The sequence below is a fragment of the Streptomyces sparsogenes genome (genome assembly GCF_001704635.1).
In the GTDB taxonomy this organism is placed as follows: domain Bacteria; phylum Actinomycetota; class Actinomycetes; order Streptomycetales; family Streptomycetaceae; genus Streptomyces; species Streptomyces sparsogenes.
In genome coordinates this window covers 1-21,124 of record NZ_MAXF01000196.1, presented here as the reverse complement: position 1 = coordinate 21,124, position 21,124 = coordinate 1, and the positions used below count along the sequence as shown (strand labels likewise).

General features: G+C 70.4%; 17 protein-coding genes and 2 pseudogenes. 12 read left to right on the top strand and 7 right to left on the bottom strand.

Going from position 1 to position 21,124, the window contains the following annotated elements:
• Positions 1 to 66: 66 nt before the first annotated feature.
• Entirely contained in the window at positions 67 to 1,110 is a 1,044-nt protein-coding gene (locus tag BBH68_RS35930) for a LacI family DNA-binding transcriptional regulator (RefSeq protein ID WP_065967990.1), read from the bottom strand.
• A gap of 237 nt (positions 1,111 to 1,347) precedes the next feature.
• Between BBH68_RS35930 and BBH68_RS35925 the strand changes: the two genes are divergently transcribed.
• The 5 genes from BBH68_RS35925 (at position 1,348) to BBH68_RS35905 (ending at position 7,352) form a co-directional block, all read left to right on the top strand.
• Complete coding sequence (locus tag BBH68_RS35925; protein ID WP_065967989.1) at positions 1,348 to 2,622, top strand: extracellular solute-binding protein; 1,275 nt, start codon at positions 1,348 to 1,350, stop codon at positions 2,620 to 2,622.
• A gap of 23 nt (positions 2,623 to 2,645) precedes the next feature.
• On the top strand, positions 2,646 to 3,656 hold the full coding sequence (locus tag BBH68_RS35920; RefSeq protein ID WP_079151426.1) for a carbohydrate ABC transporter permease: 1,011 nt from the start codon (positions 2,646 to 2,648) through the stop codon (positions 3,654 to 3,656).
• Positions 3,650 to 4,564 (top strand): sugar ABC transporter permease, encoded by a 915-nt coding sequence (locus BBH68_RS35915; RefSeq protein ID WP_425428893.1) that lies wholly within the window; start codon positions 3,650 to 3,652, stop codon positions 4,562 to 4,564. Before BBH68_RS35920 ends, BBH68_RS35915 begins: the two co-directional genes overlap by 7 nt.
• A 65-nt stretch (positions 4,565 to 4,629) precedes the next feature.
• Positions 4,630 to 6,288 (top strand): glycoside hydrolase family 13 protein, encoded by a 1,659-nt coding sequence (locus BBH68_RS35910; RefSeq protein WP_065967987.1) that lies wholly within the window; start codon positions 4,630 to 4,632, stop codon positions 6,286 to 6,288.
• Complete coding sequence (locus tag BBH68_RS35905; protein ID WP_065967982.1) at positions 6,276 to 7,352, top strand: LacI family DNA-binding transcriptional regulator; 1,077 nt, start codon at positions 6,276 to 6,278, stop codon at positions 7,350 to 7,352. Before BBH68_RS35910 ends, BBH68_RS35905 begins: the two co-directional genes overlap by 13 nt.
• 80 nt (positions 7,353 to 7,432) lie before the next feature.
• Here the strand turns inward: BBH68_RS35905 and BBH68_RS35900 are convergent.
• Both BBH68_RS35900 and BBH68_RS35895 read right to left on the bottom strand, forming a co-directional pair.
• Positions 7,433 to 9,324, bottom strand: a pseudogene (locus tag BBH68_RS35900) (glycoside hydrolase family 127 protein); the annotation flags it as partial.
• A gap of 25 nt (positions 9,325 to 9,349) precedes the next feature.
• Entirely contained in the window at positions 9,350 to 10,987 is a 1,638-nt protein-coding gene (locus BBH68_RS35895; RefSeq protein ID WP_065967979.1) for a glycoside hydrolase family 43 protein, read from the bottom strand.
• A gap of 269 nt (positions 10,988 to 11,256) precedes the next feature.
• Between BBH68_RS35895 and BBH68_RS35890 the strand changes: the two genes are divergently transcribed.
• The 4 genes and pseudogenes from BBH68_RS35890 (at position 11,257) to BBH68_RS35875 (ending at position 14,599) form a co-directional block, all read left to right on the top strand.
• The gene (locus BBH68_RS35890; RefSeq protein ID WP_065967978.1) at positions 11,257 to 12,057 is read left to right on the top strand and encodes a helix-turn-helix domain-containing protein; all 801 of its coding nucleotides are present in this window, start codon (positions 11,257 to 11,259) and stop codon (positions 12,055 to 12,057) included.
• A gap of 10 nt (positions 12,058 to 12,067) precedes the next feature.
• On the top strand, positions 12,068 to 12,454 hold the full coding sequence (locus BBH68_RS35885; RefSeq protein ID WP_065967977.1) for a VOC family protein: 387 nt from the start codon (positions 12,068 to 12,070) through the stop codon (positions 12,452 to 12,454).
• A 198-nt stretch (positions 12,455 to 12,652) separates the two neighbouring features.
• Positions 12,653 to 13,636, top strand: a pseudogene (locus BBH68_RS35880) (hypothetical protein); the annotation flags it as partial.
• Positions 13,637 to 13,711: 75 nt separating this feature from the next.
• On the top strand, positions 13,712 to 14,599 hold the full coding sequence (locus tag BBH68_RS35875) for an NAD-dependent protein deacetylase (RefSeq protein ID WP_065967976.1): 888 nt from the start codon (positions 13,712 to 13,714) through the stop codon (positions 14,597 to 14,599).
• A 67-nt stretch (positions 14,600 to 14,666) separates the two neighbouring features.
• On the opposite strand, the gene BBH68_RS35870 is transcribed toward BBH68_RS35875, so the two are convergent.
• Complete coding sequence (locus tag BBH68_RS35870) at positions 14,667 to 15,338, bottom strand: trimeric intracellular cation channel family protein (protein WP_065967975.1); 672 nt, start codon at positions 15,336 to 15,338, stop codon at positions 14,667 to 14,669.
• 200 nt (positions 15,339 to 15,538) lie between these two features.
• Here BBH68_RS35870 and BBH68_RS35865 point away from each other — a divergent pair, with 200 nt between their 5' ends.
• Together BBH68_RS35865 and BBH68_RS35860 are read left to right on the top strand one after the other, a co-directional pair.
• Complete coding sequence (locus BBH68_RS35865) at positions 15,539 to 16,807, top strand: metal-dependent hydrolase family protein (RefSeq protein WP_065968013.1); 1,269 nt, start codon at positions 15,539 to 15,541, stop codon at positions 16,805 to 16,807.
• A 166-nt stretch (positions 16,808 to 16,973) separates the two neighbouring features.
• On the top strand, positions 16,974 to 17,795 hold the full coding sequence (locus BBH68_RS35860) for a class I SAM-dependent methyltransferase (RefSeq protein ID WP_065967974.1): 822 nt from the start codon (positions 16,974 to 16,976) through the stop codon (positions 17,793 to 17,795).
• Positions 17,796 to 17,856: 61 nt separating this feature from the next.
• On the opposite strand, the gene BBH68_RS35855 is transcribed toward BBH68_RS35860, so the two are convergent.
• The gene (locus BBH68_RS35855) at positions 17,857 to 18,822 is read right to left on the bottom strand and encodes a glycoside hydrolase family 6 protein (protein WP_065967973.1); all 966 of its coding nucleotides are present in this window, start codon (positions 18,820 to 18,822) and stop codon (positions 17,857 to 17,859) included.
• 346 nt (positions 18,823 to 19,168) lie between these two features.
• Here BBH68_RS35855 and BBH68_RS35850 point away from each other — a divergent pair, with 346 nt between their 5' ends.
• A complete protein-coding gene (locus tag BBH68_RS35850) occupies positions 19,169 to 20,182 on the top strand; it encodes a LacI family DNA-binding transcriptional regulator (protein ID WP_065967972.1) in 1,014 nt (337 codons plus the stop codon).
• 23 nt (positions 20,183 to 20,205) lie between these two features.
• Here the strand turns inward: BBH68_RS35850 and BBH68_RS35845 are convergent, their stop codons facing one another.
• Positions 20,206 to 20,835: a response regulator gene (locus BBH68_RS35845; RefSeq protein WP_065967971.1), complete on the bottom strand. Its 630-nt coding sequence runs from the start codon at positions 20,833 to 20,835 to the stop codon at positions 20,206 to 20,208.
• Positions 20,832 to 21,124 (bottom strand): ATP-binding protein (locus BBH68_RS35840; protein WP_342673166.1); only part of this gene is annotated, 293 nt, incomplete at its 5' end. The genes BBH68_RS35840 and BBH68_RS35845, both read right to left, overlap by 4 nt.

Genomic DNA, 21,124 nt, shown 5'->3' with positions numbered 1-21,124 from the left:
ACCGGTGCCGGGCGGTTCCGCGCCCGGGGCACGGCGGTGCCCCCCCCGGGCGGCGACCTGGCGGGGTCAGTCCCGGCGCGTGGTCGTCTGCTGCGCGTCGGGTGCGGCCGTCGTGGATCCCCGCACCACCAGCTCCGGCATGAAGACGAACTCGGTGTGGGGGGCGGGCGTGCCGCCGATCTCCTCGAGCACCGCCCGCACCGCGGCCTGGCCCATGGCCTGCACCGGCTGCCGGATGGTGGTCAGTGGGGGATCGGTGAACGCGATGAGCGGGGAGTCGTCGAAGCCGACCACCGACACGTCCTGGGGTACCCGCAGGCCGGCCTGGCGGGCGGCCCGGATCGCGCCGAGCGCCATCATGTCGCTGGCGCACACGATCGCCGTGCACTCCTGGGCGAGCAGCGTCGCCGCCGCGGCTTGTCCGCCCTCCATCGTGTAGAGGGAGTGCTGGATCAGCTCCTCGCTCTTCTCGGGGGCGAGGCCGAGCCGCTCGTGCATCCCCGTCCGGAAACCCTCGATCTTGCGCTGCACCGGCACGAACCGGCGCGGCCCGACCGCGAGTCCGATCCTGGTGTGGCCGAGCGAGGCCAGATGTGTCACGGCCAACTGCGTGGCGGCACGGTCGTCGGTCGAGACGAACGGTGCCTTGATCCTGGGCGAGAAGCCGTTGATGAGCACGAACGGCATTCCCTGGAGGCGCAGCTGGTCGTAGCGGTGGGTGTCCGCCGTCGTGTCGGCGTGCAGACCGGAGACATAGATGATGCCCGATACGTTCCGGTCCACCAGCATCTCGGTGAGTTCGTCCTCGGTGGAGCCGCCGGGCATCTGGGTGGCCAGGACGGGGGTGTAGCCCTGGCGGGTCAGGGCCTGCCCGATGACCTGGGCAAGCGCGGGGAAGATGGGGTTGTCCAGCTCGGGGGTGATCAGGCCGACCAGGCCCGCGCTACGGGTCCTCAGCCGCACGGGACGCTCGTACCCGAGCACGTCCAGGGCGGCCAGGACGGATTCGCGGGTGCCGGTGGCCACGCCGGGCTTGCCGTTGAGCACGCGGCTGACTGTGGCTTCACTGACCCCCGCCTGGGCTGCTATGTCGGCGAGCCGCGCGGTCATGGGAAAGGACTGTACCGGCTACGGGCTGAGGATGCCCACCAGCGCCGGGGGAGGCACCCGGAGCACTCCGCGTGAAAGCTGTTGCAGTGGTATGTGGCGGCTCCTGCCTGGTCCGAGACGGCCACCGGATTCTTGCAGAAATATCGCGCAAGGTCTTTCGAGCGTCTTTCAATCCTGTTACGTTCCTGCCAACCCGGCGCCGCGAGGGAGCGGCCAGGACGAGGTGAAGGAGTTGACATGCGGCGTGGCATAGCGGCCACCGCGCTGGTCGCGGCCCTGACCATGACAGCTGCGGCATGCGGTGGGGACAGCGACGGCGGAAACAACGGCTCCAAGAGCGGCAAGGGGCTCTCTGGCACCGTCACCTTCTGGGACACCTCCAACGAGGCGGAGAAGGCCACCTACAAGGCGCTCGCCGAGGGCTTCGAGAAGGAGCACCCGAACGTCAAGGTCAACTACGTCAACGTCCCGTTCGGCGAAGCGAACGCCAAGTTCAAGAACGCCGCGGGCGGCAACGCCGGCGCCCCCGACGTGATGCGCACCGAGGTCGCCTGGGTCGCCGACTTCGCGAACCTCGGCTACCTGGCCCCGCTGGACGGCACGCCCGCGCTCGACAAGGCGGACGACTACCTGCCGACCGCGGCCGGAAGCACCAGGTTCAACGGCAAGACGTACGCGGTCCCGCAGGTGACGGACACCCTCGCGCTCTTCTACAACAAGAAGATGCTCAAGGACGCCGGGGCGAAGGTCCCGACCTCCCTGGACGAACTCAAGGACGCCTCCGCGAAGATCAGGAAGAAGTCCGGCAAGACCGGCTTCTACCTGCGCGGCGACGACCCGTACTGGTTCCTGCCCTACCTGTACGGCGAGGGCGGCGACCTGGTCGACGCGAAGAACAAGACGATCAAGGTCGACGACCAGCCCGGCGTCAAGGCGTACGCGGCCATGAAGGACCTGCTCGACTCCAAGGCGGCCATCACCGACGCCTCGGACGGCTGGAACAACATGGAGAACGCCTTCAAGTCCGGCAAGGTCGCCATGATGATCAACGGCCCGTGGGCGATCGAGGACGTCTCCTCGGGTGCTCAGTTCAAGGACAAGGAGAACCTCGGCGTCGCCCCGGTCCCGGCCGGCAGCGTCAGGCAGGCCTCCCCGCAGGGTGGCTGGGACCTCTCCGTCTACGCGGGCTCCAAGAACCTCGACGCCTCCTACGAGTTCGTCAAGTACATGAGCTCGGCGAAGGTCCAGCAGGAGACGACCGAGAAGATCAGCCTGCTGCCCACCCGCAAGTCGGTCTACGACGTCCCGGCCGTCGCGGACAACGAGATGGTGAAGTTCTTCAAGCCCGCCGTCGACAAGGCCGTCCAGCGGCCGTGGATCGCCCAGGGCAACGCCCTCTTCGAGCCGATCCGGCTGCAGATGGCCAAGGTGCTCTCCGGTGACACCAGCCCGGAGAACGCCGCCGAGGCCACGGGTGACGCCTTCCGCAAGCTCCTCAAGGACTACAAGTAGGCACGGGAAGGACGGACCGCCCCATGGCTGTCGACACCAGCCGGCCGGCGGCGAAGGCCGCGGGCGCCATGAGCGCCCGCGGCCGCGGCCGCGGCGGCGAGAGGAACCCGGGACGGATACGCAGGGCACTGGGCACCCACTGGTACGCCTGGAGCATGGTCGCCCCCGTGGTGATCGTGATCGGCGTCATCATCGGCTACCCCCTGGCCCGCGGCGCCTATCTGTCGTTCACGGACGCCAATGAGGCCAACGTCGAACGGAACATCGGCGTCAACCACATCCCCGCCACCTACAAGTTCGTGGGCCTGGACAACTACAAGGCGATCCTCACCGACAGCGTCTTCTGGGACCGGCTCGGCTGGACCGTGGTGTGGACCGTGACCTGCGTGGCGCTCTCGTTCACGCTCGGTCTCGCCCTGGCGAACATGCTCAACCGCAAGATCAAGGGCCGCGCCATCTACCGCACGGCGCTGGTCCTGCCGTGGGCGGTGCCCGCCTTTGTCTCCGTCTTCACCTGGCGGCTGCTGTTCAACGAGCGCAGCGGCCTGTTCAACAAGCTGCTCGAGGGCGGTGGCTTCGACGGGATCTCCTGGCTGAACGACCCGACGTGGGCCAAGGTGTCCGTCATCGCGGTCAACGTCTGGCTCGGAGTCCCCTTCATGCTGGTCGCCACGCTCGGCGGGCTCCAGTCCATTCCGGCGGAGCTGTACGAGGCGGCGGAGATGGACGGCGCCGGGCCCTGGCAGCGGTTCCGCAACATCACCCTGCCGGGGCTGAGGTCGGTGTCCAGCACGGTGGTGCTGCTCAGCGCCATCTGGACGTTCAACATGTTCCCGGTGATCTTCCTGCTCACCCGGGGCGGCCCCGGGGACGCGACCGAGATCCTGGTGACGTACGCCTACCGGCTCTCCTTCGTCATCAGCCCCCGCGACTACGCGAGTTCGGCAGCCTGGGGCGTGGTGATCCTGCTCCTCCTGGCGCTCTTCGCGGTGGGCTACCGCCGTGCCCTTCGCAAGCAGGGAGACTCCTGGTGAGCACAACGACCGCGGACACCCGCAAGACCGCCGACAGCCGCAGGACGGCCGACACCCGCAGGACCGCCAAGGCCCCGCGCCGGCGCGGGGAGCGCAGCAGGCTCGCCTCCGTCGCCCTGCATGTGTCGCTGATCATCGCCTCCGTCATCGCGGTGTTCCCGCCCCTGTGGCTGCTGATCACCTCCTTCAAGCCGAAGACCGACGCGTTCGACACCTCGCTCGTCAAGGACTTCACCCTCGGCAACTACAGCCATGTCATCAACGACACCGACTTTCCCTCCTGGCTGCAGAACTCGCTGGTCGTCGTGGGCCTGTCCACCGTCATCGGCGTCTTCATCTCCGCGACCACCGGATACGCGGTCAGCCGGTTCAGGTTCCCCGGGATGCGGCCGCTGATGTGGCTGCTGCTGCTCACCCAGATGTTCCCCGTCGCGGTCCTCATCGTGCCGCTGTACAACCTCCTGGCGAAGCTGGGCCTGCTCAACCAGCCCGTCGGCCTGGTCGTCACCTATCTCACGGTGGCCGTGCCGTTCTGCGCCTGGATGATGAAGGGCTACTTCGACGGCATCCCCGTCGAGATCGACGAGGCCGGACGGGTCGACGGCCTCAACCCCTTCGGCACCTTCTGGCGCCTGATCCTGCCGCTGGCCAAGCCGGGCCTCGCGGTGACCGCGTTCTACACCTTCATCACCGGCTGGGCGGAAGTGGCCTACGCCTCCGCCTTCATGACCGGCGAGGAGAACCTGACGCTCTCCGGGGGGCTGCAGACCTTCGTCAACCAGTACACGAGCGACTGGGGCTCGCTGACCGCCGCCGCCGTCATCATCGCCGCCCCCGCAGCGGTGGTCTTCGGGCTGGTCCAGCGTCACCTGGTGTCCGGTCTGACCGCCGGGGCCACCAAGTCATGACCCACCGAGCCGCGTCGGCCGGTCCTGATCCGTTCCGTTCCCCCCTCATCACCTTCAGGGAAGATATGACTCAGCACCTCGCTGAACCCACCGCAGGCACGGAAGCCGCCGTTCCGGAGGAAAGGCCGGGCTGGTGGCGAGAAGCGGTGATCTATCAGGTCTACCCCCGGAGCTTCGCCGACGGAAACGGCGACGGCATGGGCGATCTGGCGGGCATCCGCTCCCGGCTGCCGTACCTGCGTGAGCTGGGCGTGGACGCCGTGTGGCTCAGTCCCTTCTACGCCTCGCCGCAGGCCGACGCCGGGTACGACGTCGCCGACTACCGCGCCATCGACCCGATGTTCGGCACCCTGCACGACGCCGACGGCCTGATCCGCGACGCCCACCGACTGGGCCTGCGCGTCATCGTCGACATCGTGCCCAACCACTGCTCCGACCAGCACGACTGGTTCCAGCGGGCGCTCACCGAGGGCCCCGGCTCACCGCTGCGCGATCGCTTCCACTTCCGGCCCGGCAAGGGGGAGCGCGGGCAGCTCCCGCCGAACGACTGGGAGTCCATCTTCGGCGGGCCCGCCTGGACCCGCACCGAAAACCCGGACGGCACCCCCGGCGACTGGTACCTGCATCTGTTCGCGCCCGAGCAGCCCGACTTCAACTGGGACCACCCGGCGGTCGCCGACGAGTTCCGCTCCATCCTGCGCTTCTGGCTCGACATGGGTGTCGACGGGTTCCGCATCGACGTCGCCCACGGCCTCGTCAAGGCCGCGGGCCTGCCCGACATGGGCCACGCCGAACAGCTCCGGCTGCTCGGCAACCAGGCCCTGCCGTTCTTCGACCAGGACGGTGTGCACGAGATCTACCGCTCGTGGCGCAAGGTCCTGGACGAATACCCCGGGGAACGCGTCGGCGTCGCCGAGGCGTGGACCCCCACCGCGGAGCGCACCGCGCTCTACCTGCGCCCCGACGAGCTGCACCAGGCGTTCAACTTCCACTACCTGAACACCGGCTGGGACGCCGGCGCGCTGCGCGCGGCCATCGACGGGTCGCTGGACGCGATGCGCCCGGTCGGCGCGCCGACCACCTGGGTGCTGTCCAACCACGACGTCGTACGGCACACCACCCGGTTCGCCGAGCAGGGCCCCGACCAGGGCCTGCGCCGTGCCCGCGCCGCCGCGCTGCTCATGCTGGCGCTGCCCGGATCCGCGTACGTCTACCAGGGCGAGGAGCTCGGCCTCCCCGAGGTCACCGACCTGCCCGACGAGGTGCGTCAGGACCCGTCCTTCTTCCGGGAGAACGGCCAGGACGGGCTGCGCGACGGCTGTCGGGTGCCGATCCCGTGGACCGCCGACGGCACCTCGTTCGGGTTCGGGGACGGCGGCAGCTGGCTCCCGCAGCCCCCGGACTGGGGCGCGCTCAGCGTCGAGGCCCAGACCGGCGACCCGGACTCGACCCTCGAGCTGTACCGCCGCGCACTGGCCGTGCGCCGTGAGCACCCGGCCCTCGGCGCCGGCTCGGAGGTCGCCTGGCTCGACGACGTCCCCGAAGGCGTACTCGCCTTCCGGCGCACCTCGGCCACCAGGGGCTTCGTGTGCACCGTCAACGCCACGGGCGAGCCCGTGCGGATCCCGGCCCCCGGGCGGGTGCTGCTGTCGAGCGCCCCGGCCACCGTGAACGGAGGCGAGGTCGAGCTGCCCGCGGACGGCGCGGTCTGGTGGGAGGCGTGAAGCCGCTGACGCCGCGGGGTGCCGAAGGCGGCACCCCGCGGCTCCTGGACATCGCGACGCAGGCAGGCGTCAGCGAGGCCACCGCGAGCCGCGTCCTCAACGGCAAACCAGGGGTGGCGGCCGCCACCCGGCAGAAGGTGCTCGCCGCACTCGACGTCCTCGGGTACGAACGCCCGGTGCGGCTGCGCCAGCGCAGCGCCGGGCTGATCGGGTTGATCATCCCTGAGCTCACGAATCCGATCTTCCCGGCGTTCGCGCAGGTCATCGAGCAGGTGCTCGCCGGGTACGGCTATACGCCCGTGCTGTGCACGCAGATGCCGGGTGGCTCGACCGAGGACGAACTGGTCGAGCAGTTGGAGGAGCGGGGTGTCAACGGCATCGTGTTCCTGTCCGGCCTGCACGCGGACACCACGGCGGACACCGTCCGTTACGCGCGGCTCGCCGAGCGGAAGGTGCCGTTCGTCCTCATCAACGGCTTCAACGAGCAGATCAACGCGCCCTTCGTGTCGCCCGACGACCGCTCCGCCGCGCGGATGGCCGTACGCCACCTGGTCGACCTGGGGCACGAGCGCATCGGCCTGGCCATCGGCCCGACCCGGTTCGTGCCCTCCCGGCGCAAGGCGGAGGGCTTCGTCGCGGCCCTGCACACCATGCTCGGGGTAGGCCGTCCCGAGGCCGAGAAGCTCATCCAGCGCACTCTGTTCACCGTCGAGGGCGGGCACGCCGCCGGCGGCGCCCTGGTGGAGGCGGGCTGCACCGGCATCGTCTGCGGCAGTGACCCGATGGCACTCGGCGTCATCAGAGCGGTGCGGGAACGCGGCCTCGACGTGCCGCGGGACATCTCGGTGATCGGTTTCGACGACTCGCCCCTCATCCCGTTCACCGATCCGCCGTTGACCACGGTGCGCCAGCCCGTGCAGGCGATGGCGACCGCCGCGGTGGGAGCGCTCCTGGAAGAGATCGGCGGAACCCCGGTGCAGCGCACCGAGTTCGTGTTCCAGCCGGAACTCGTCGTGCGGGACTCCACCGCGCAGGTGGCGCGGCGCCACGACGGCGGCGCGTAGTCCGACCCTGCTCGAGGCTTCGGGGCCTGCACATCGAGGTGGGCCTGGCCGGGAACCTCGCCCGAGCGGCAGAGTTACTGGCCACGGGCGTTCCAGTAGACGGTGTAGTTGTGGCCATGCGCCTCGTGGAACGGGCCCAGGTTGACGGCGGAGCCATTGGCGGTGGCCGTGAAGGCGAGCGAGCTGCCGCTGGTCCGTGTGATCGAGGACGTGTTCAGCGTCGGGAGGGAGCTGAGCGAGGCGTTGCCGTAGTTGCCGGACAGCACCACCGGTCCGTAGGTGACCGCGGCGACGCCCGCGTTGTCGTTGGCCGCCCGCATGACGATCCGCATGGGCAGGCGGACGGTGACCGTGTCGCCGGAGGTCCAGGAACGGGTCAAGGTGGCGTAGCCGCCGGGCGTCGTGGTGATGTTCTGCTGAACGCCGTTGACGCTGATGGTGGCCCTGGCGGTCCAGCCCGGGACACGGATGCGCATCGGCCAGCTGCCGCTGACGTTGCCGGTGACCTGGAGGGTCGTGGTGTCACCGACCGGGTACGACGTGGTCTGGGTGACCGTGATCCCCCGCTGCGACCAGGTGAGCACCGAGGGCACGAACAGGTTCACGGTCAGCGTGGTGTCGCTGTGGAAGTAGACGGAGTCCATCAGCTTGGTGTGCATTTCCAAGCCGGTGCCCTGGCAGCACCAGAAGCTGTCGTAGTCGGTGCTCCAGGTGCCACCGCCCCACGCCGGACCCACGCCACGTCGGCCCCCCGGGTTGAGCGGGGTGAAGTAGGTGACGTGGCCGTGGGCGTCCGCCGGGTTCTGCTGGCCGATCATCTGGTTCAGCCACGCCCGTTCGTAGTAGTCGAAGAGGGCGGCGCGGGTGGGGTCCAGCGTGAACAGCTCGCGGGTGAGCGTGAGCATGTTGTACGTGTTGCAGCTTTCGCACGTGTCGCGGTACAGGTAGGCGGCGATCGCGTTCGGGGGGCGGAAGTGCTCCGCCTGGCTGTTGCCGCCGATGATGTAGGTGTGCGCGTTGACGCAGATGTTCCAGGCGTTGGCGGCGATGTCCCGGTAGCGGGTGGCGCCGGTGGCCTTGTACTCCCGGACGGCGCCGATCCACTTGGGCACCTGCGTGTTGGCGTGCAGTCCGTTCAGCCGGTCCTGGTTGGAGGCCAGCGGGTCGAACACCGCGCCGTGGTCGAACCGCTGAGCGGTGGCAAGCCATCGCGAGTCGCCGGTCTGCTGGTAGATGTCGGACAGCACGGCGTTCATACCACCGAACTCCGTCCGCAACACCGACTGCATCTGCTGGCCGCTCAGCCGACCGGTCCGCCGGTCGACCCACCCCGCCAGGTTCAGCAGCACGTCACGGGCTTGGGCACTGCCCATGAGGCGCCATACGTCCAGCAGGCCGGCCAGGATCTTGTGGATGACGTAGTACGGCACGTTGCCGTTGGACAGGGTTCCCGCCTCGAGAGCGGTGAAGTCGGACTCGGGGAAGCCGGCCAGATACCCGTTGCCGAACCCGGCTGCGCGGTGTTGGCCTGGCACTTGGCCAACTCCGCCACCATATAGGCGGCCTTGTCCCGGCAGCTCGTGTCGCCCGTCACGGCATACACCTGCGCCCACGCGGTGAGGAAGTGTCCCTGCACATGGGAGCGGAAGGGGAAGGACGGCCCGTCCCAGCCACCGTTGGTGGCGGCACCGCGGGTGGACAACCGGTGGTTGGCCCGGAAGTTGTACAGCAATCGGTCGGTGTCGACGAACCGCAGGTAGTTCTGCGTGCGGTTCTGGTTGTCCAGCCATCGGCTCGCGGTCAATCGGACCTGCGTGAGTTCGAAAGGCTGGGCGGACGTTCCGATGTCGGCGCGGGCAGGGCCGCTCACCGCTCGGGCCGGGGAGGATCCGACGACTGATTCGGCGGCGGAGGCCACGGCCGTGGCCCCGGCCGCCCGCAGCAGCCGGCGGCGACTGACGGAGGAGGACAAGGTGCACCCTTTCCATGATGACCGCTCAGGGCGTGGCGAGCTCGAACCGGGTGACCCGGACCGAGCCGCCGAGCGCCTGGGTGGCGTAGTTGAAGATGGCGTACCGGTAACCCATGAAGAACCGCCAGTCGTTGCCCATGGTGAACGCCGGGCCCAGGCGGGTGAAGTTGGTGCCGTCGGTGCTGTAGGAAAAGGTGGCGGACCGGGGCGCGCCGGGGCGGATGTCGGCGTTGGCGCGCAGCCATATACGGCCGCCGGAGACATTCGCGCCCGCGGCCTCGGTGCCGGTGCCGGTGGTGTTCCAGTTGCCGTCCATGGTCAGCCCGTTCACCATGACCACCCTGGTCGCGCCGCCGTCGCGCTTGAGGCCGATCCACGCGGAGGAGTCGCGCAGCAGGGCGAGCCCGGCCCGGTCGCCGTCGCGCATCGTGGAGTGGTCGAGCTGGACGGTGGCGGTGGAGGTGGGCCCCTGGATCCGGTGGGTGAGGGTGTTGCGGGCCCAGTACAGGTCGTTGGTGACCGTCGCGGTGCGCAGGGTCAGGCCGTTGTCGACGGACCACTTGCTGTTGTCGGGATTGTGGTTCCACTCCCACTTCGGCTTGAGGGTGGTGCCGTCGAAGGTGTCGACGCCGGTCATGGGGGCGACCTGGCGGGTCGGGAGGGGGCTGGGGTAGGAGGCGCCCCAGGCGCCGTTCACCAGCTGGAGGACGGGCCAGCCGTCCGAGGTCCAGGTGATCGGGGCCAGGACCGGGATCCGGCCGCCGGGATAGGAGTCGACGAAGGCCATGTAGTGCCAGGTGCCGTTCTGGGTCTGCACCAGCCCGCCCTGGTGCGGCACGCCCCCGCCGGAGACCGGGCCGCGCAGGTTGAGCAGGACCTCGCGCATCGTGTAGGGGCCGAAGGGTCCGCTGGTGGACTTCAGGATGTACTGACCGTTGGCCGGGCGGGTGAGGAAGATGTAGTAGTTCCCGTTGATCTTGTAGAAGCGTGATCCCTCAAGGGTGCCGACGCTCGACGGGGTATTGAACACCTGCTGCGCGCGGACCTGGGTGCGCCCGTCGGCGGAGAGCTGGGCCACGCTGATCGTGGTGTTCCCGTAGGACACATACATCGTGTCGTCGTCATCGATGAGCAACCCCGCGTCGTAATAGGCGTTGTTGATCGTCGTGAGCCTGCTCCAGGGCCCTTCCACGGAGGGGGCGGTGTAGATGTACGACTTGGCGAACTCGATGCAGCCGAGCCAGTAGAACGTCCTGTTTCTCGGGCGGTAGGCGAGCGACGAGGCCCAGATCCCCTTCACGTAGCCGCGTGCCCCGCTCAGGTCGTACTTGGACCCGAAGTCCAGGACCGGCACCGAGTGTCCGGCGAACTCCCAGTTGACCAGGTCGTACGAGCGCAGGATGGGCGCCCCCGGCGAGTAGTGCATCGTCGAGGCCGAGTAGTAGTACGTGTCACCGACGCGGATGATGTCGATGTCCGCGAAGTCCTGCCAGAGCACGGGATTCGCGTACTGTGCGGCGGCGGAAGGGGCCGTCGCCGCGCCGCCGGCGGGGGACGCGGCGGCAGGGTAGCCGGCGGCCACGGGCACCGCCGCCCCCGCGATCAGACCGGTGGCCGTGGCCAGGGCTTTGCGGCGACTGTGTTCGTGATGGAGCCAGGACATGTCGGATCGCTCTCCTTTGCCGTAGGCGGAAGCGCCCCAGGGGTGACGACGTGCCGGCGCGGTGGCGGGTCCCCATCTCCGTGCGGATCCTGAATCATTGTTCGCAATACCGAACAACAATCGGGAGGTCGGACAAGTTTGGATGATAGGCGGCCCCCGCGAGGCGTCAACACCCCGTGCGCCCATCACTCCCGCGATGCCGGGCTTCAGGCCGGTGCCGCTGATCGCCGCCATCCCTCTTCCGCCTCGGGCGATGTGAGAATGCAGGCGTGGAACTGCGTCAGGCATGTCATGAGGCCGGCATCGGTGTGGTCGCCGCCGGCGAACATATCGGTCCGCCTCGGCTGCACAGGGCAGTACCGGCTCTGTCCGCTCGGCTGGTCGTCAGCCTGGGCGCGCCCATGGAGGTCCGATACGACGGACACGTCCGCCACACGCGGGCGGTCGTCGCCGGGCTGATGCGACCGGGGACCGCCACCCCGTCCCTCACCCTTCGGCCGGATCAGCCGACGGTGTACGTGGAGCTGTCCCCGCCGGCCATGCACCGTCTCACCGAAGTGCCGCTCGGCGAGGTGGATGCCGGGGGTGTCGACGCGGATGACCTCCTGCCCTGGGTGAGCCGGGTGTGCGAGGAGCTGGCGAGTCAGCCGGCCGGGCGACGAGAGTGGCTCATGCGTGTTCGTCTGCTTGAACGCCTGGAGCGAGCCGGCCGGACCACGATGTCCCCCGACGCCCTCGAACCGCTGAAGATCATCGCGGCAAGCGGCGGGCGGGTGTCCGTTGAGGAGTTGGCTCGACACGCGCACCTGAGCCCGCGCCAGCTGCGCCATGTGATGCGGCGCTCGCTCGGTGTCGGGCCGAAATTCGCCTCACGCGTCGCGCGTCTGGCCACCGCTGTGCGGCGGGCCGGCGCCGGGGCCGACTCCTGGGCTCGGATCGCGGCCGAGAGCGGCTACCACGATCAGAGCCACCTCGTGCGTGACTTCAACGACCTCATGCAGACGACCCCGTCCGGATGGTTGACGGAGGAACGCCGAAATCTACAAGGCCGGCGCCGCCCCTCCCTGTGATCATCACGCCATGACCAATGAACTTCACCCCAAGTTGCTCGTGTCCGACGCCGAGGCGGCCATCGAGTTCTACACCGAGGCCCTGGACGCGACGCTCACCCTCCGGGTGGCGGACGAACAGGGCGTGGTGAACCACGCCGAGATCGCTGTGGGAGCGGCGACTCTCGCCTTGGCACAGAGCGTCGCGGAGTGGGGGTGGCACGACCCCGAGTCGCTGGGCGGCTCGCCCGTCCTCATCACGGTGAACGTGCCCGATCCGGACGCGACCGCAGACCGCATGGTGCGGCTGGGAGCCGAGCTGGTGATCCCCGTCGAGAACCGCCCGTACGGCAAGCGGCAGGGCAGGGTCAAGGACCCCTTCGGGCACCTGTGGGTGATCAGCGGTGATCTCCGCTAGGGAGGTCGGGAACGCGGCCGCGGCGATTCTCGATCGGAGCGCCTCGGCCTCGGTGCGCAGGATCCCATCGACTGCTGTCTCCCGTCCCGGGCTCGACCGTCGTCGACGTCGGCCGCGGTGCCGGACGCGCCGTCGCCGAGCTGGTCAAAAGTCCTTGGCCGGCCGCCGTCGAGCTGCGACGATGCCCCTGATTCCCCAGCGGAGGATCCGGAGCCCTGGGGGCCGCCGTGGCGGAGGTGGGAGGAGATCGATCCCGAGGAGGCGGCGGCCCGTGGCATCTACGCGCCGGTGTACGCCCTGTCCGACGGCGCGCCCGGCGCGGTCGTCATGGCTCCTGGAGATACCCGCGGCACCGTGCTGATCCCGGAGAAGCACGGCGGCCACTGCTGCGGCCTCGACGGGGCGGACGGCCCCAACATGGCCTGCGAGGCGTGTGGCCTGCCCGTGGCGAGCCGGATCGACGACTGCTCGCTGTGGCAGGCGGTGTGGCTTGCCCCGAACACCGTGCGGCGCCTTCCCGTCGACCACGCCGACGCCGACGCCCATGCCGTACCCCTGTCCTGGGCGGAGTTGACGGCGGAGAGGAAGGGCACGCCCCCGTTCGAGCCGATCGCCGGGTGGGGAGCGCGGCGGGGGGCGCACCACTGGTGGTCATGGAGCCCGCAGTGGGAGGCGGCCGCGGGCCGGGCGCTCGCACATCTGCTGGTGGCCTCGGAGGGGCGGCCGGTGACTGTCCCGGACGGCCTGGCCGCGGAGGTGTTCCAACGCGCCCTCGACGCCCTGCTGCCCGCGGGGCCGCCGGCGCGGCGCGCCGTGCCGGCGGGGCCGGGGCGGCCCGCCCCCGACGCGGACGCCGGCATCCTCCTCGTGCCGGTCCATCCGCAGACGGGGGAGACCTGGGCACCGGCCGGCCCGGCCGCCTCGGCCTACCCGGTGCCGCTGCCGTTCGGGGTGTGGCTGTGGTTGGCCTTCCCCGACCCGTACCCGCCCGTTCCCGCGTCGGGCGGCATGCCCGAAGGCGTCCTTCGCGACGACCCGCCCCTGCAGCGCCTCTTCCACCCATTCCGGGCCGACCCGGGAACGTTCCACCACACCCTGGCCCGGTTGCCGGCCGTCCGCAGCCCATGGCTGCGCGAGATCCTCGACCACCTGACGCAGGACCTGCGCGCGCGCCTCTTCTAGTGCCGTGACATGGGCCGGTGCTGCGGCGTCGACGGCGGACGCGGGTGGTGGCGGCAGGTTCCGTACTCTGGCGGCATGCGTATGCGCCCCACGTTGAGCTGGACCCCCGCCGAGGACCTTCCGCCGGGCAGCACGGATCCGGGACCGGTCGTCGATGCGCTGAGCACCGGCGGTGTGCTGGTGCTCAGCGGGGCGGGCATCTCCACGGAGTCGGGCATCCCCGACTACCGGGGCGCGGGCGGGAGCCTGAGCCGGCACACCCCGATGACCTACCAGGACTTCACGGCCGACGCACAGGCCCGGCGCCGGTACTGGGCTCGCAGCCACCTCGGCTGGCGGACCTTCGGCCGCGCCCGCCCCAACGCCGGGCACCGGGCCGTGGCCGCGTTCGGGCGGCACGGCCTGCTCTCGGGTGTGATCACCCAGAACGTCGACGGCCTGCACCAGGCCGCCGGCAGCGAGGGGGTCGTGGAACTCCACGGAAGCCTGGACCGGGTCGTCTGCCTTTCCTGCGGCGCCTTCAGCCCGCGCCGCGAACTCGCCCGGCGGCTGGAGGAGGCCAATGCGGGCTTCGAGCCGGTGGCCGCCGGAATCAACCCGGACGGTGACGCCGACCTCACCGACGAGCAGGTCGGGGATTTCCACGTGGTGCCCTGTACGGTCTGCGGCGGCATCCTCAAACCGGACGTGGTGTTCTTCGGCGAAGCCGTTCCGCCGCGGCGGGTCGAGCACTGCCGCGAGCTGGTCCGCGAGGCGACCTCACTGTTGGTCCTCGGCTCCTCGCTGACCGTGATGTCCGGACTCCGGTTCGTCCGCCAGGCTGCTCGGGCCGGGAAGCCGGTGCTGATCGTCAATCTGGACCCGACCCGGGGCGACCCGCACGCCGTCACCCGGGTCGCCCTCCCGCTGGGAACGGCCCTCACCGCCGTGGCCGACCGGCTGGGCATCCCCGGTGCCACATAGGAGTGACGCATGGCGGCCTTGCCCTCGCCGAGGCGCAGGCGGCTGGGCGGACTCCGGGGTCATGGGGTCAGGACGCGGAGTCGCGCGAGCTGTCGCCGGACCCGGCGGGGCCGCGCCCGGAGCGGCGCGGCCCCGGCGCGTTGAGCCCGTAGTGGGCGCCGATCATCCGCAGCGTGAAGCAGGCGACGGCCGCCCCCAGCGCGGCGGGCACACCGTAGACGCCGGTGCGTGCGCACGCGACTGTGATCCCCGCCCCCAGCAGCGCGGGGATCGCGTACAGGTCCGCGTACAGCACCGTCGGCAGGCGCGACACGAGCACATCGCGCAGTGTGCCGCCGCCGACGCCGGTCACCACGCCGAGCAGCACCGCCTGGGGCGCGCCGATGTGGTACTCCAGCGCTGTGGTGGCGCCGGTGACCGCGAACAGACTGAGGCCGGCCGCGTCGAACACCGTGATCAGTGTCGTGTAGCGCTCCAGGTGCCGCCAGATCAGGAACGTGACCATGCCGCCGGCCACCGCGACCGCCAGGTACCGCCAGTCGCTGAACGTCGCCGGGGGCAGCGCGCCGGCGAGCACGTCGCGGAGCACGCCGCCGCCCAGGGCGGTCACCATGGCGAGCGCGAGCACGCCGACGATGTCCAGACGTGCCACCCGTGTCGCCGTGAGCGCGCCGTTCAACGCGAACGCGAAGGTGCCCAGCAGGTCGAGCACCAGGTGCAACAGTCCGTAGCCATGCATCGGCGACCCCTCACACATCCCGGCAACCGCTGGTCCTGAAGCCCCCGGCACTGTCTCACCAGGTCACGGCGCGCGCACCGCGTTGACCCGAACGGCCGACACGCGATGCGCGACCTGTCACCCCGCTGGCACCCTGGACCCCGGCGGGACCAAGGGTGAGCGAGTGACATCCGGTGGGGGCGCAGGCGGAGGGCAACGCGGTGACAACAGGTGCCTGTGACACGGAACAGGGCGCGGTGGTGCTGATCGCCGGACGAAGCTGGGACGGACTGGCGGACCGGCCCTCCGGGCACACCGAGGTGGCGGTGCGCGACGGTCGGATCGCCGAGGTCGGACCGAGTGTCGACCGCGCCGACGCCGAGGTGGTCGAACTCGGCGGTCGCATGCTGCTGCCGGGACTGATCGACTGCCACATCCACACCACCGTCGACCCGGGCCGGCTCCTGCGGGCCTTCGTGTCCGACGGGTCCGCGGCGATCGCGCTGCGCGCCTTGCCGGTGTTGCGCGACCTGCTCGACCGTGGCTTCACCACGGTCCGCGACCTGGCCACCTTCGCCGCCGAGCCGGTCACGCTGTCCCTGCGCGACGCCATCGCCCGTGGGCACGTCGTGGGGCCACGGATGGTCGTCGCGCCGTACCTGATCTCCGCGCGGGGCGCGCACGGCGACGCCTCGACCTTGCTCGCGTCCCACTTCGACCGTGAGATCGGCGCGCTGGCGGACGGTGCGGACGAGATCACGCGCAGGGTGCGCGAGAACATCAGGGCCGGCGCCGACTGGATCAAGTTCGGCGCCACCGGCGGCTTCGCCACCCCGGCCGACGATCCCACCCAGACCACCTACACGCAGGAGGAGATGAACGCGCTGGTCGCCACGGCCCGCGGCCTGGGCATCCCCTGCACCCCGCATGCCTACGGCGACGAGGGCGTCTCGCGCGCCGTCACTGCCGGTGTCCGCTCGGTCGAGCACGGCAACCTCGCTTCGGCGTCGACCCTGGCCCGGATGGAGGAACGGGGTGTGTTCCTCGTGCCGACCCAGTTCATGGTCCTCGACGCGCTCGACCACCTCGACGACGACAGCTACTGGGAGGGCAAGGATCCGGCGGAACGGGTGAAGTTCACCCGCTACGCCGACCAGCTCCGTCACTCCGCGCACAACGTGGCCGCGAGCAACGTGCGCATCGCGTTCGGCACCGACGCCGGCATGTTTCCGCACGCCGACAACTGGCGTGAGTTTCCGGCGATGGTCACGTCCGGTATCGCCCCCGTACGGGCCCTGCGCGCCGCCACGAGCGTCGCCGCCGACCTGCTCGGCCGGCCCGACCTCGGGCGCCTCCGGCCCGGGGCGACCGCCGACCTGGTCGCACTGCCTGCCGACCCCTTCGAGGACATCACGGCCATCGGGGGCATCGACTTCGTCATGCGGGACGGCGCCGTGCACCGCACGCCCGCACCTGTCGTCGCCAGGTGAGAGTCAGGCAGGGGGGGCTTGGTTTGACGCGCCTTTACCCAGCTGTGGCTGCTCACCGCCGCACTCGTCATCCTGCCGGCAGCCGGAGCGCTGACCGCCCTGCCCGCGGCCGTTTGACAGAACATCATTTCTTGGCAAGTGGGCACTTGCCCACTAGAGTGAACGCATGCCCACTCTACGGCGAGAGCAACCAGAACCGGCGCGACTGCATCAGGCTCGACAGATGGCCGAGTCCTTCGGCATGGACGCGCAACGCTACGACCAGGCCCGACCGGCCTACCCCGGGGACTTGGTGGCGCGTATCGTCGCCGGCGGCCCGGGGCTCGACGTCCTCGACGTCGGCTGCGGCACGGGCATCGCGGCCCGGCAGTTCCAGGCCGCCGGTTGCACCGTGCTCGGTGTTGAGCCGGACGCGCGGATGGCCGACTTCGCGCGGGCCCGTGGCCTCCAGGTCGAGGTGGCGACCTTCGAGGCATGGGAGCCGGCCGGCCGGGTGTTCGACGCATTGATCGCCGCCCAGTCATGGCACTGGGTGGACCCGGTCGCCGGCGCCGCGAAGGCGGCCCAGGTGCTGCGGCCGAACGGGCGTCTGGCGATCTTCGGGCATGTATTCGAGCCGCCCGCCGAGGTGGCCGAGCCGTTCGCGGCCGCCTACCGTCGGGTGGCGCCCGACTCGCCGCTCGGCAATCAGCCGGCGCGGCGTCCGCTGGAGATGTACCAGGCAGGGTACGCGCAGATCGCCGACAAGATCCGCGAAAACGGGCGTTTCGGCGACCCGGAGCAGTGGCGATTCGACTGGGAGCGGTCCTACACGCGCGACCAATGGCTGGATCTTCTCCCCACGACCGGTGGCCTCACCCGACTCCGCCCCGAGCAACTGGCCGAGATTCTGGGCGCGGTCGGCCGTGCCATCGACGCTCTGGGTGGCCGCTTCACGATGCGCTACACCACTCTGGCGACCACCGCCGTCCGCGCCGACACCCCTTGATCGGCTGATCCCGTGGCCCGGTCGCGGTGCGAGGTGCGAACGGGGCCACGGGTGTCCTGGATCAGTAGCCGTAGATCATCTTGTAGGCGACCTCGGGGAGGAACTGCCCGGCCGAGGAGCCGGCTCCGACGCCACAGTTGCCGTCGGACTCGCCCGGGGCCTTGATCCACAAGAGCATCTCGGCGCCTCCGCCCAGCCGGGTGGGGGTGCCGATGCGGCGGCCCGCGGGGTTGCACCACTGGCCGTTGGAGCCGTTGCCGTTGCGGCTGGTGTCCACGACGAACGGTTTGGTGTAGCCGTAGCGGGCGGCCAGTTCACTGTTGACGGCGTTGCCGTAGGCGGTGTTCTCGGCGGTGGTGAAGTAGTTGGACACGTTGAGCGAGAAGCCGTGGGCCTGTCGGAGGCCGGCTTCGTGGAGGCGCTTGGCCATGGTCGCCGCGTTCGCCCAGCCCGGGTTGCCGGCGTCGAGGTAGACCCAGGTGTTGGGGGCCTGGCGGTTGAACTGGTCGAGGGCGCCGGTGAGCATGGCCTCGCGCTCGTCGATCTGGGCCTGGGTCATGCAACCGTAGTCCCCCAGGGAGTCCGGTTCGAGGATGACGACGGCCGGGCGGTTGGCTATCCCGCCGGCGAACTGGGCGATCCAGGTGGCGTAGGCGGACGGCGAGGCGGCTCCGCCCGCGGAGTGCCCGCCGCAGTAGTCGCGGTTGTAGATGTTGTAGGCGACGAGGATGGGCAGTTTGTCCTTGGAGTCCGCGGCGCCGGCGTACGCACCGGTGGCGGTGCCGATGGTGCCGCTCCAGGAGCCGAACCAGCGGGCCATCGGGGTGTTGGCGAGGGAGGCGTTGATCGCGGGCGCCCGGCCGTCGCCCGGGTTGGCGGCGACCCACCTCTTCGCGCTGGAGTCGGGGTCCACGTAGAACCCGTTGGTCATGGTGGTCGGATCGGCCGCGTGGGCGGACGGGGCGATCGCGAGCGCCAGCGGCAGAGCGAAGAGGGCTGCCAACAGGGCGTGGAGTCTGCGGCGCATGACTGTACCTCGGTTTCCTGACAGGGATGCGTCGCGCTCTCTTCCCGAGCGTGCGACGCGCTGAGGAAGTGCGGTGGTACGACGTCCCCTGCCGGCGGCCCTCCGGCAGGGGACGACACGTCCGAAGGTCGGCGGCGAGCATTGGGAGCGCTCCCATTGGGAGCGGTTCCAACAGCACCGAGAACCTTTGGGGTGTGGTCGGTATCGTGTTGCGGGCTGGTAGAACTGTCAAGAGCCCACGTACAACCCGTTCTTCACATGGCGAGGACAACGCCCTAGAGTCCGGGGGAAACTGGAAGCGCTCCCAGTTCTCCGGGTCCCTGACGAGCGGGAAGGCTCATGGCTCATGGCAAAAGACGCGCCGCGTCGGCAGCCGACACTCGACGAGGTGACGGAGCTCGCCGGTGTCTCCCGCTCCGTGGCCTCCCGCGCCCTCAACAACGCACCGCACGTCAGCCGTGCGAAACGCGAGGCGGTCGAGCGGGCCGCCCGGCAACTCGGTTACGTACCCAATCCGACCGCCCGCGCTCTGGCCACCCGCCAGACAGGAGCGGCCGCCCTGGTCGTCTCGGGAGAGGATCCGTCGATCTTCGCGGATCCGTTCTTCGCCCAGGTGATCGTGGGCGCCTCGGCCGCCCTGGAGGAGGCCGACCTCCATCTGATGCTGTGCCTGGCCGCCTCCGACCGGGGCCGGAAGCGGGTCGGGGAACTCCTTCGCTCCAAGGGCGCCGACGGCGCCATGCTGATGGCGCTGCGTGTGGACGATCCGTTGACCCGTATGGCCGAGGAGGCGGTGATGCCCGTCGTGTTCGGCGGACGCCCGGTCGGTTCGACTCCCCGGTGGTACGTGGACGTCGACAACGTCGGTGGAGCGCGCGAGGCGACCGAGTATCTGGTCTCGCGCGGCCGGACTCGCGTGGCCGCGATCTGCGGGCGTCTGGACACCGAGGCCGGGCGCGCCCGGTACCGCGGCTACCGGGACGCGATGCTGGCCGCCGGCCTCGAACCGTTCCCGCCGCGGGAGGGGGACTTCACGGAGCCCAGCGGAGCCGCCGCCATGGCCGCACTGCTGGCCGACCACCCCGACCTGGACGGGGTGTTCGCCGCCAACGACAACATGGGGGCGGGAGCGCTGCGCACGTTGCGCGGGGCGGGCCGACCGGTCCCCGACGATGTCGCCGTGGTCGGCTTCGACGACCTCGCCGTCGCCCGGATCGCCGATCCGCCGCTCACCACCGTCCATCAGCCCATAGCGGCTCTGGGACGGGAGATGGCGCGCATGCTCGTCGCGCTCATCAACGGCCAGGACCCCACCCCGCTGATCCTGCCCACCCGCCTGGTCACCCGACTCAGCGCCTGACGGCGTGCCGCTGTGCCCTCGGCTCAGGGCAGCAGCCGTTGCTCCTTCGCCACCGCCACCGCGCCGGCTCTGCCGTCGACGCCGAGCTTGTCGTAGATCCGGCCCAGGTGGGTCTTCACCGTGGCCTGGCTGATGAAGAGCGCGCGGGCGATCTCGCGGTTGCCGAGGCCCTGGGCGAGCTGACCGAGGATGTCCAGTTCGCGGGAGGTCAGCGCGGGCCGGGCGGCACCGCGCAGGTGATTCATGACGCGGCTGGCGACGGGCGGCGAGAGGGTGGCGCGGCCCTGGGCGGCGGAGCGGATCGCCGCGAAGAGCTCCTCGGGGCGTTCGGCCTTCAGCAGGTATCCGGTGGCGCCTGCGGCGATGGCGCGGGTGATGTCCGCGTCCGTGTCGTAGGTGGTGAGCACCAGCACATGGACGCCGGTGGCCCGGATCCGCCGGGTGGCCTCCACCCCGTCGATGCCGGGGCCGAGCTGGAGATCCATCAGCACCACGTCCGGCCGGAGCTTCGCGGCCATGGCCACCGCCTCCTCGCCGCTGCCGGCCTCTCCCACCACCTCGATGTCGGGCTCGCTGCCGAGCAGGGCGAGCAGTCCGGCACGCACCACGGCGTGGTCGTCGCAGAGCAGGATGCGCACACGGGCTTCGGTCATGGCTGAGGTTCCAGAGGCATCGCGGCGGACAGGACGGTGCCCTCGCCGGGCGCCGACTCGATGGTCAGGGTGCCGCCGAGCTGCCGTGCCCGGGCGTGCATCGCGGGCAGCCCGTGCCCCCGTGCCCTCGCCGCCGGGGCGCCCGCGGGCGGGGCGTGGAAGCCGCTGCCGTCGTCCGCCACATCCAGGACCACCTGGTCGCCGAGGTGGGTGAGGGTGAGCGTGGCCGTCGTGGCACCGGCGTGCTCGCGGACGTTGGCCAGTGCGCCCTGGGCGAAGCAGCGCGGAG

Excerpts from the sequence above, each read along its gene's own strand:
- BBH68_RS35930 (WP_065967990.1), bottom strand. The coding sequence starts at position 1,110 with ATGACCGCGCGGCTCGCCGACATAGCAGCCCAGGCGGGGGTCAGTGAA.
- BBH68_RS35925 (WP_065967989.1), top strand. The coding sequence starts at position 1,348 with ATGCGGCGTGGCATAGCGGCCACCGCGCTGGTCGCGGCCCTGACCATG.
- BBH68_RS35920 (WP_079151426.1), top strand. The coding sequence starts at position 2,646 with ATGGCTGTCGACACCAGCCGGCCGGCGGCGAAGGCCGCGGGCGCCATG.
- BBH68_RS35910 (WP_065967987.1), top strand. The coding sequence starts at position 4,630 with ATGACTCAGCACCTCGCTGAACCCACCGCAGGCACGGAAGCCGCCGTT.
- BBH68_RS35895 (WP_065967979.1), bottom strand. The coding sequence starts at position 10,987 with ATGTCCTGGCTCCATCACGAACACAGTCGCCGCAAAGCCCTGGCCACG.
- BBH68_RS35885 (WP_065967977.1), top strand. The coding sequence starts at position 12,068 with ATGACCAATGAACTTCACCCCAAGTTGCTCGTGTCCGACGCCGAGGCG.
- BBH68_RS35875 (WP_065967976.1), top strand. The coding sequence starts at position 13,712 with ATGCGTATGCGCCCCACGTTGAGCTGGACCCCCGCCGAGGACCTTCCG.
- BBH68_RS35870 (WP_065967975.1), bottom strand. The coding sequence starts at position 15,338 with ATGCATGGCTACGGACTGTTGCACCTGGTGCTCGACCTGCTGGGCACC.
- BBH68_RS35860 (WP_065967974.1), top strand. The coding sequence starts at position 16,974 with ATGCCCACTCTACGGCGAGAGCAACCAGAACCGGCGCGACTGCATCAG.
- BBH68_RS35855 (WP_065967973.1), bottom strand. The coding sequence starts at position 18,822 with ATGCGCCGCAGACTCCACGCCCTGTTGGCAGCCCTCTTCGCTCTGCCG.
- BBH68_RS35850 (WP_065967972.1), top strand. The coding sequence starts at position 19,169 with ATGGCAAAAGACGCGCCGCGTCGGCAGCCGACACTCGACGAGGTGACG.
- BBH68_RS35845 (WP_065967971.1), bottom strand. The coding sequence starts at position 20,835 with ATGACCGAAGCCCGTGTGCGCATCCTGCTCTGCGACGACCACGCCGTG.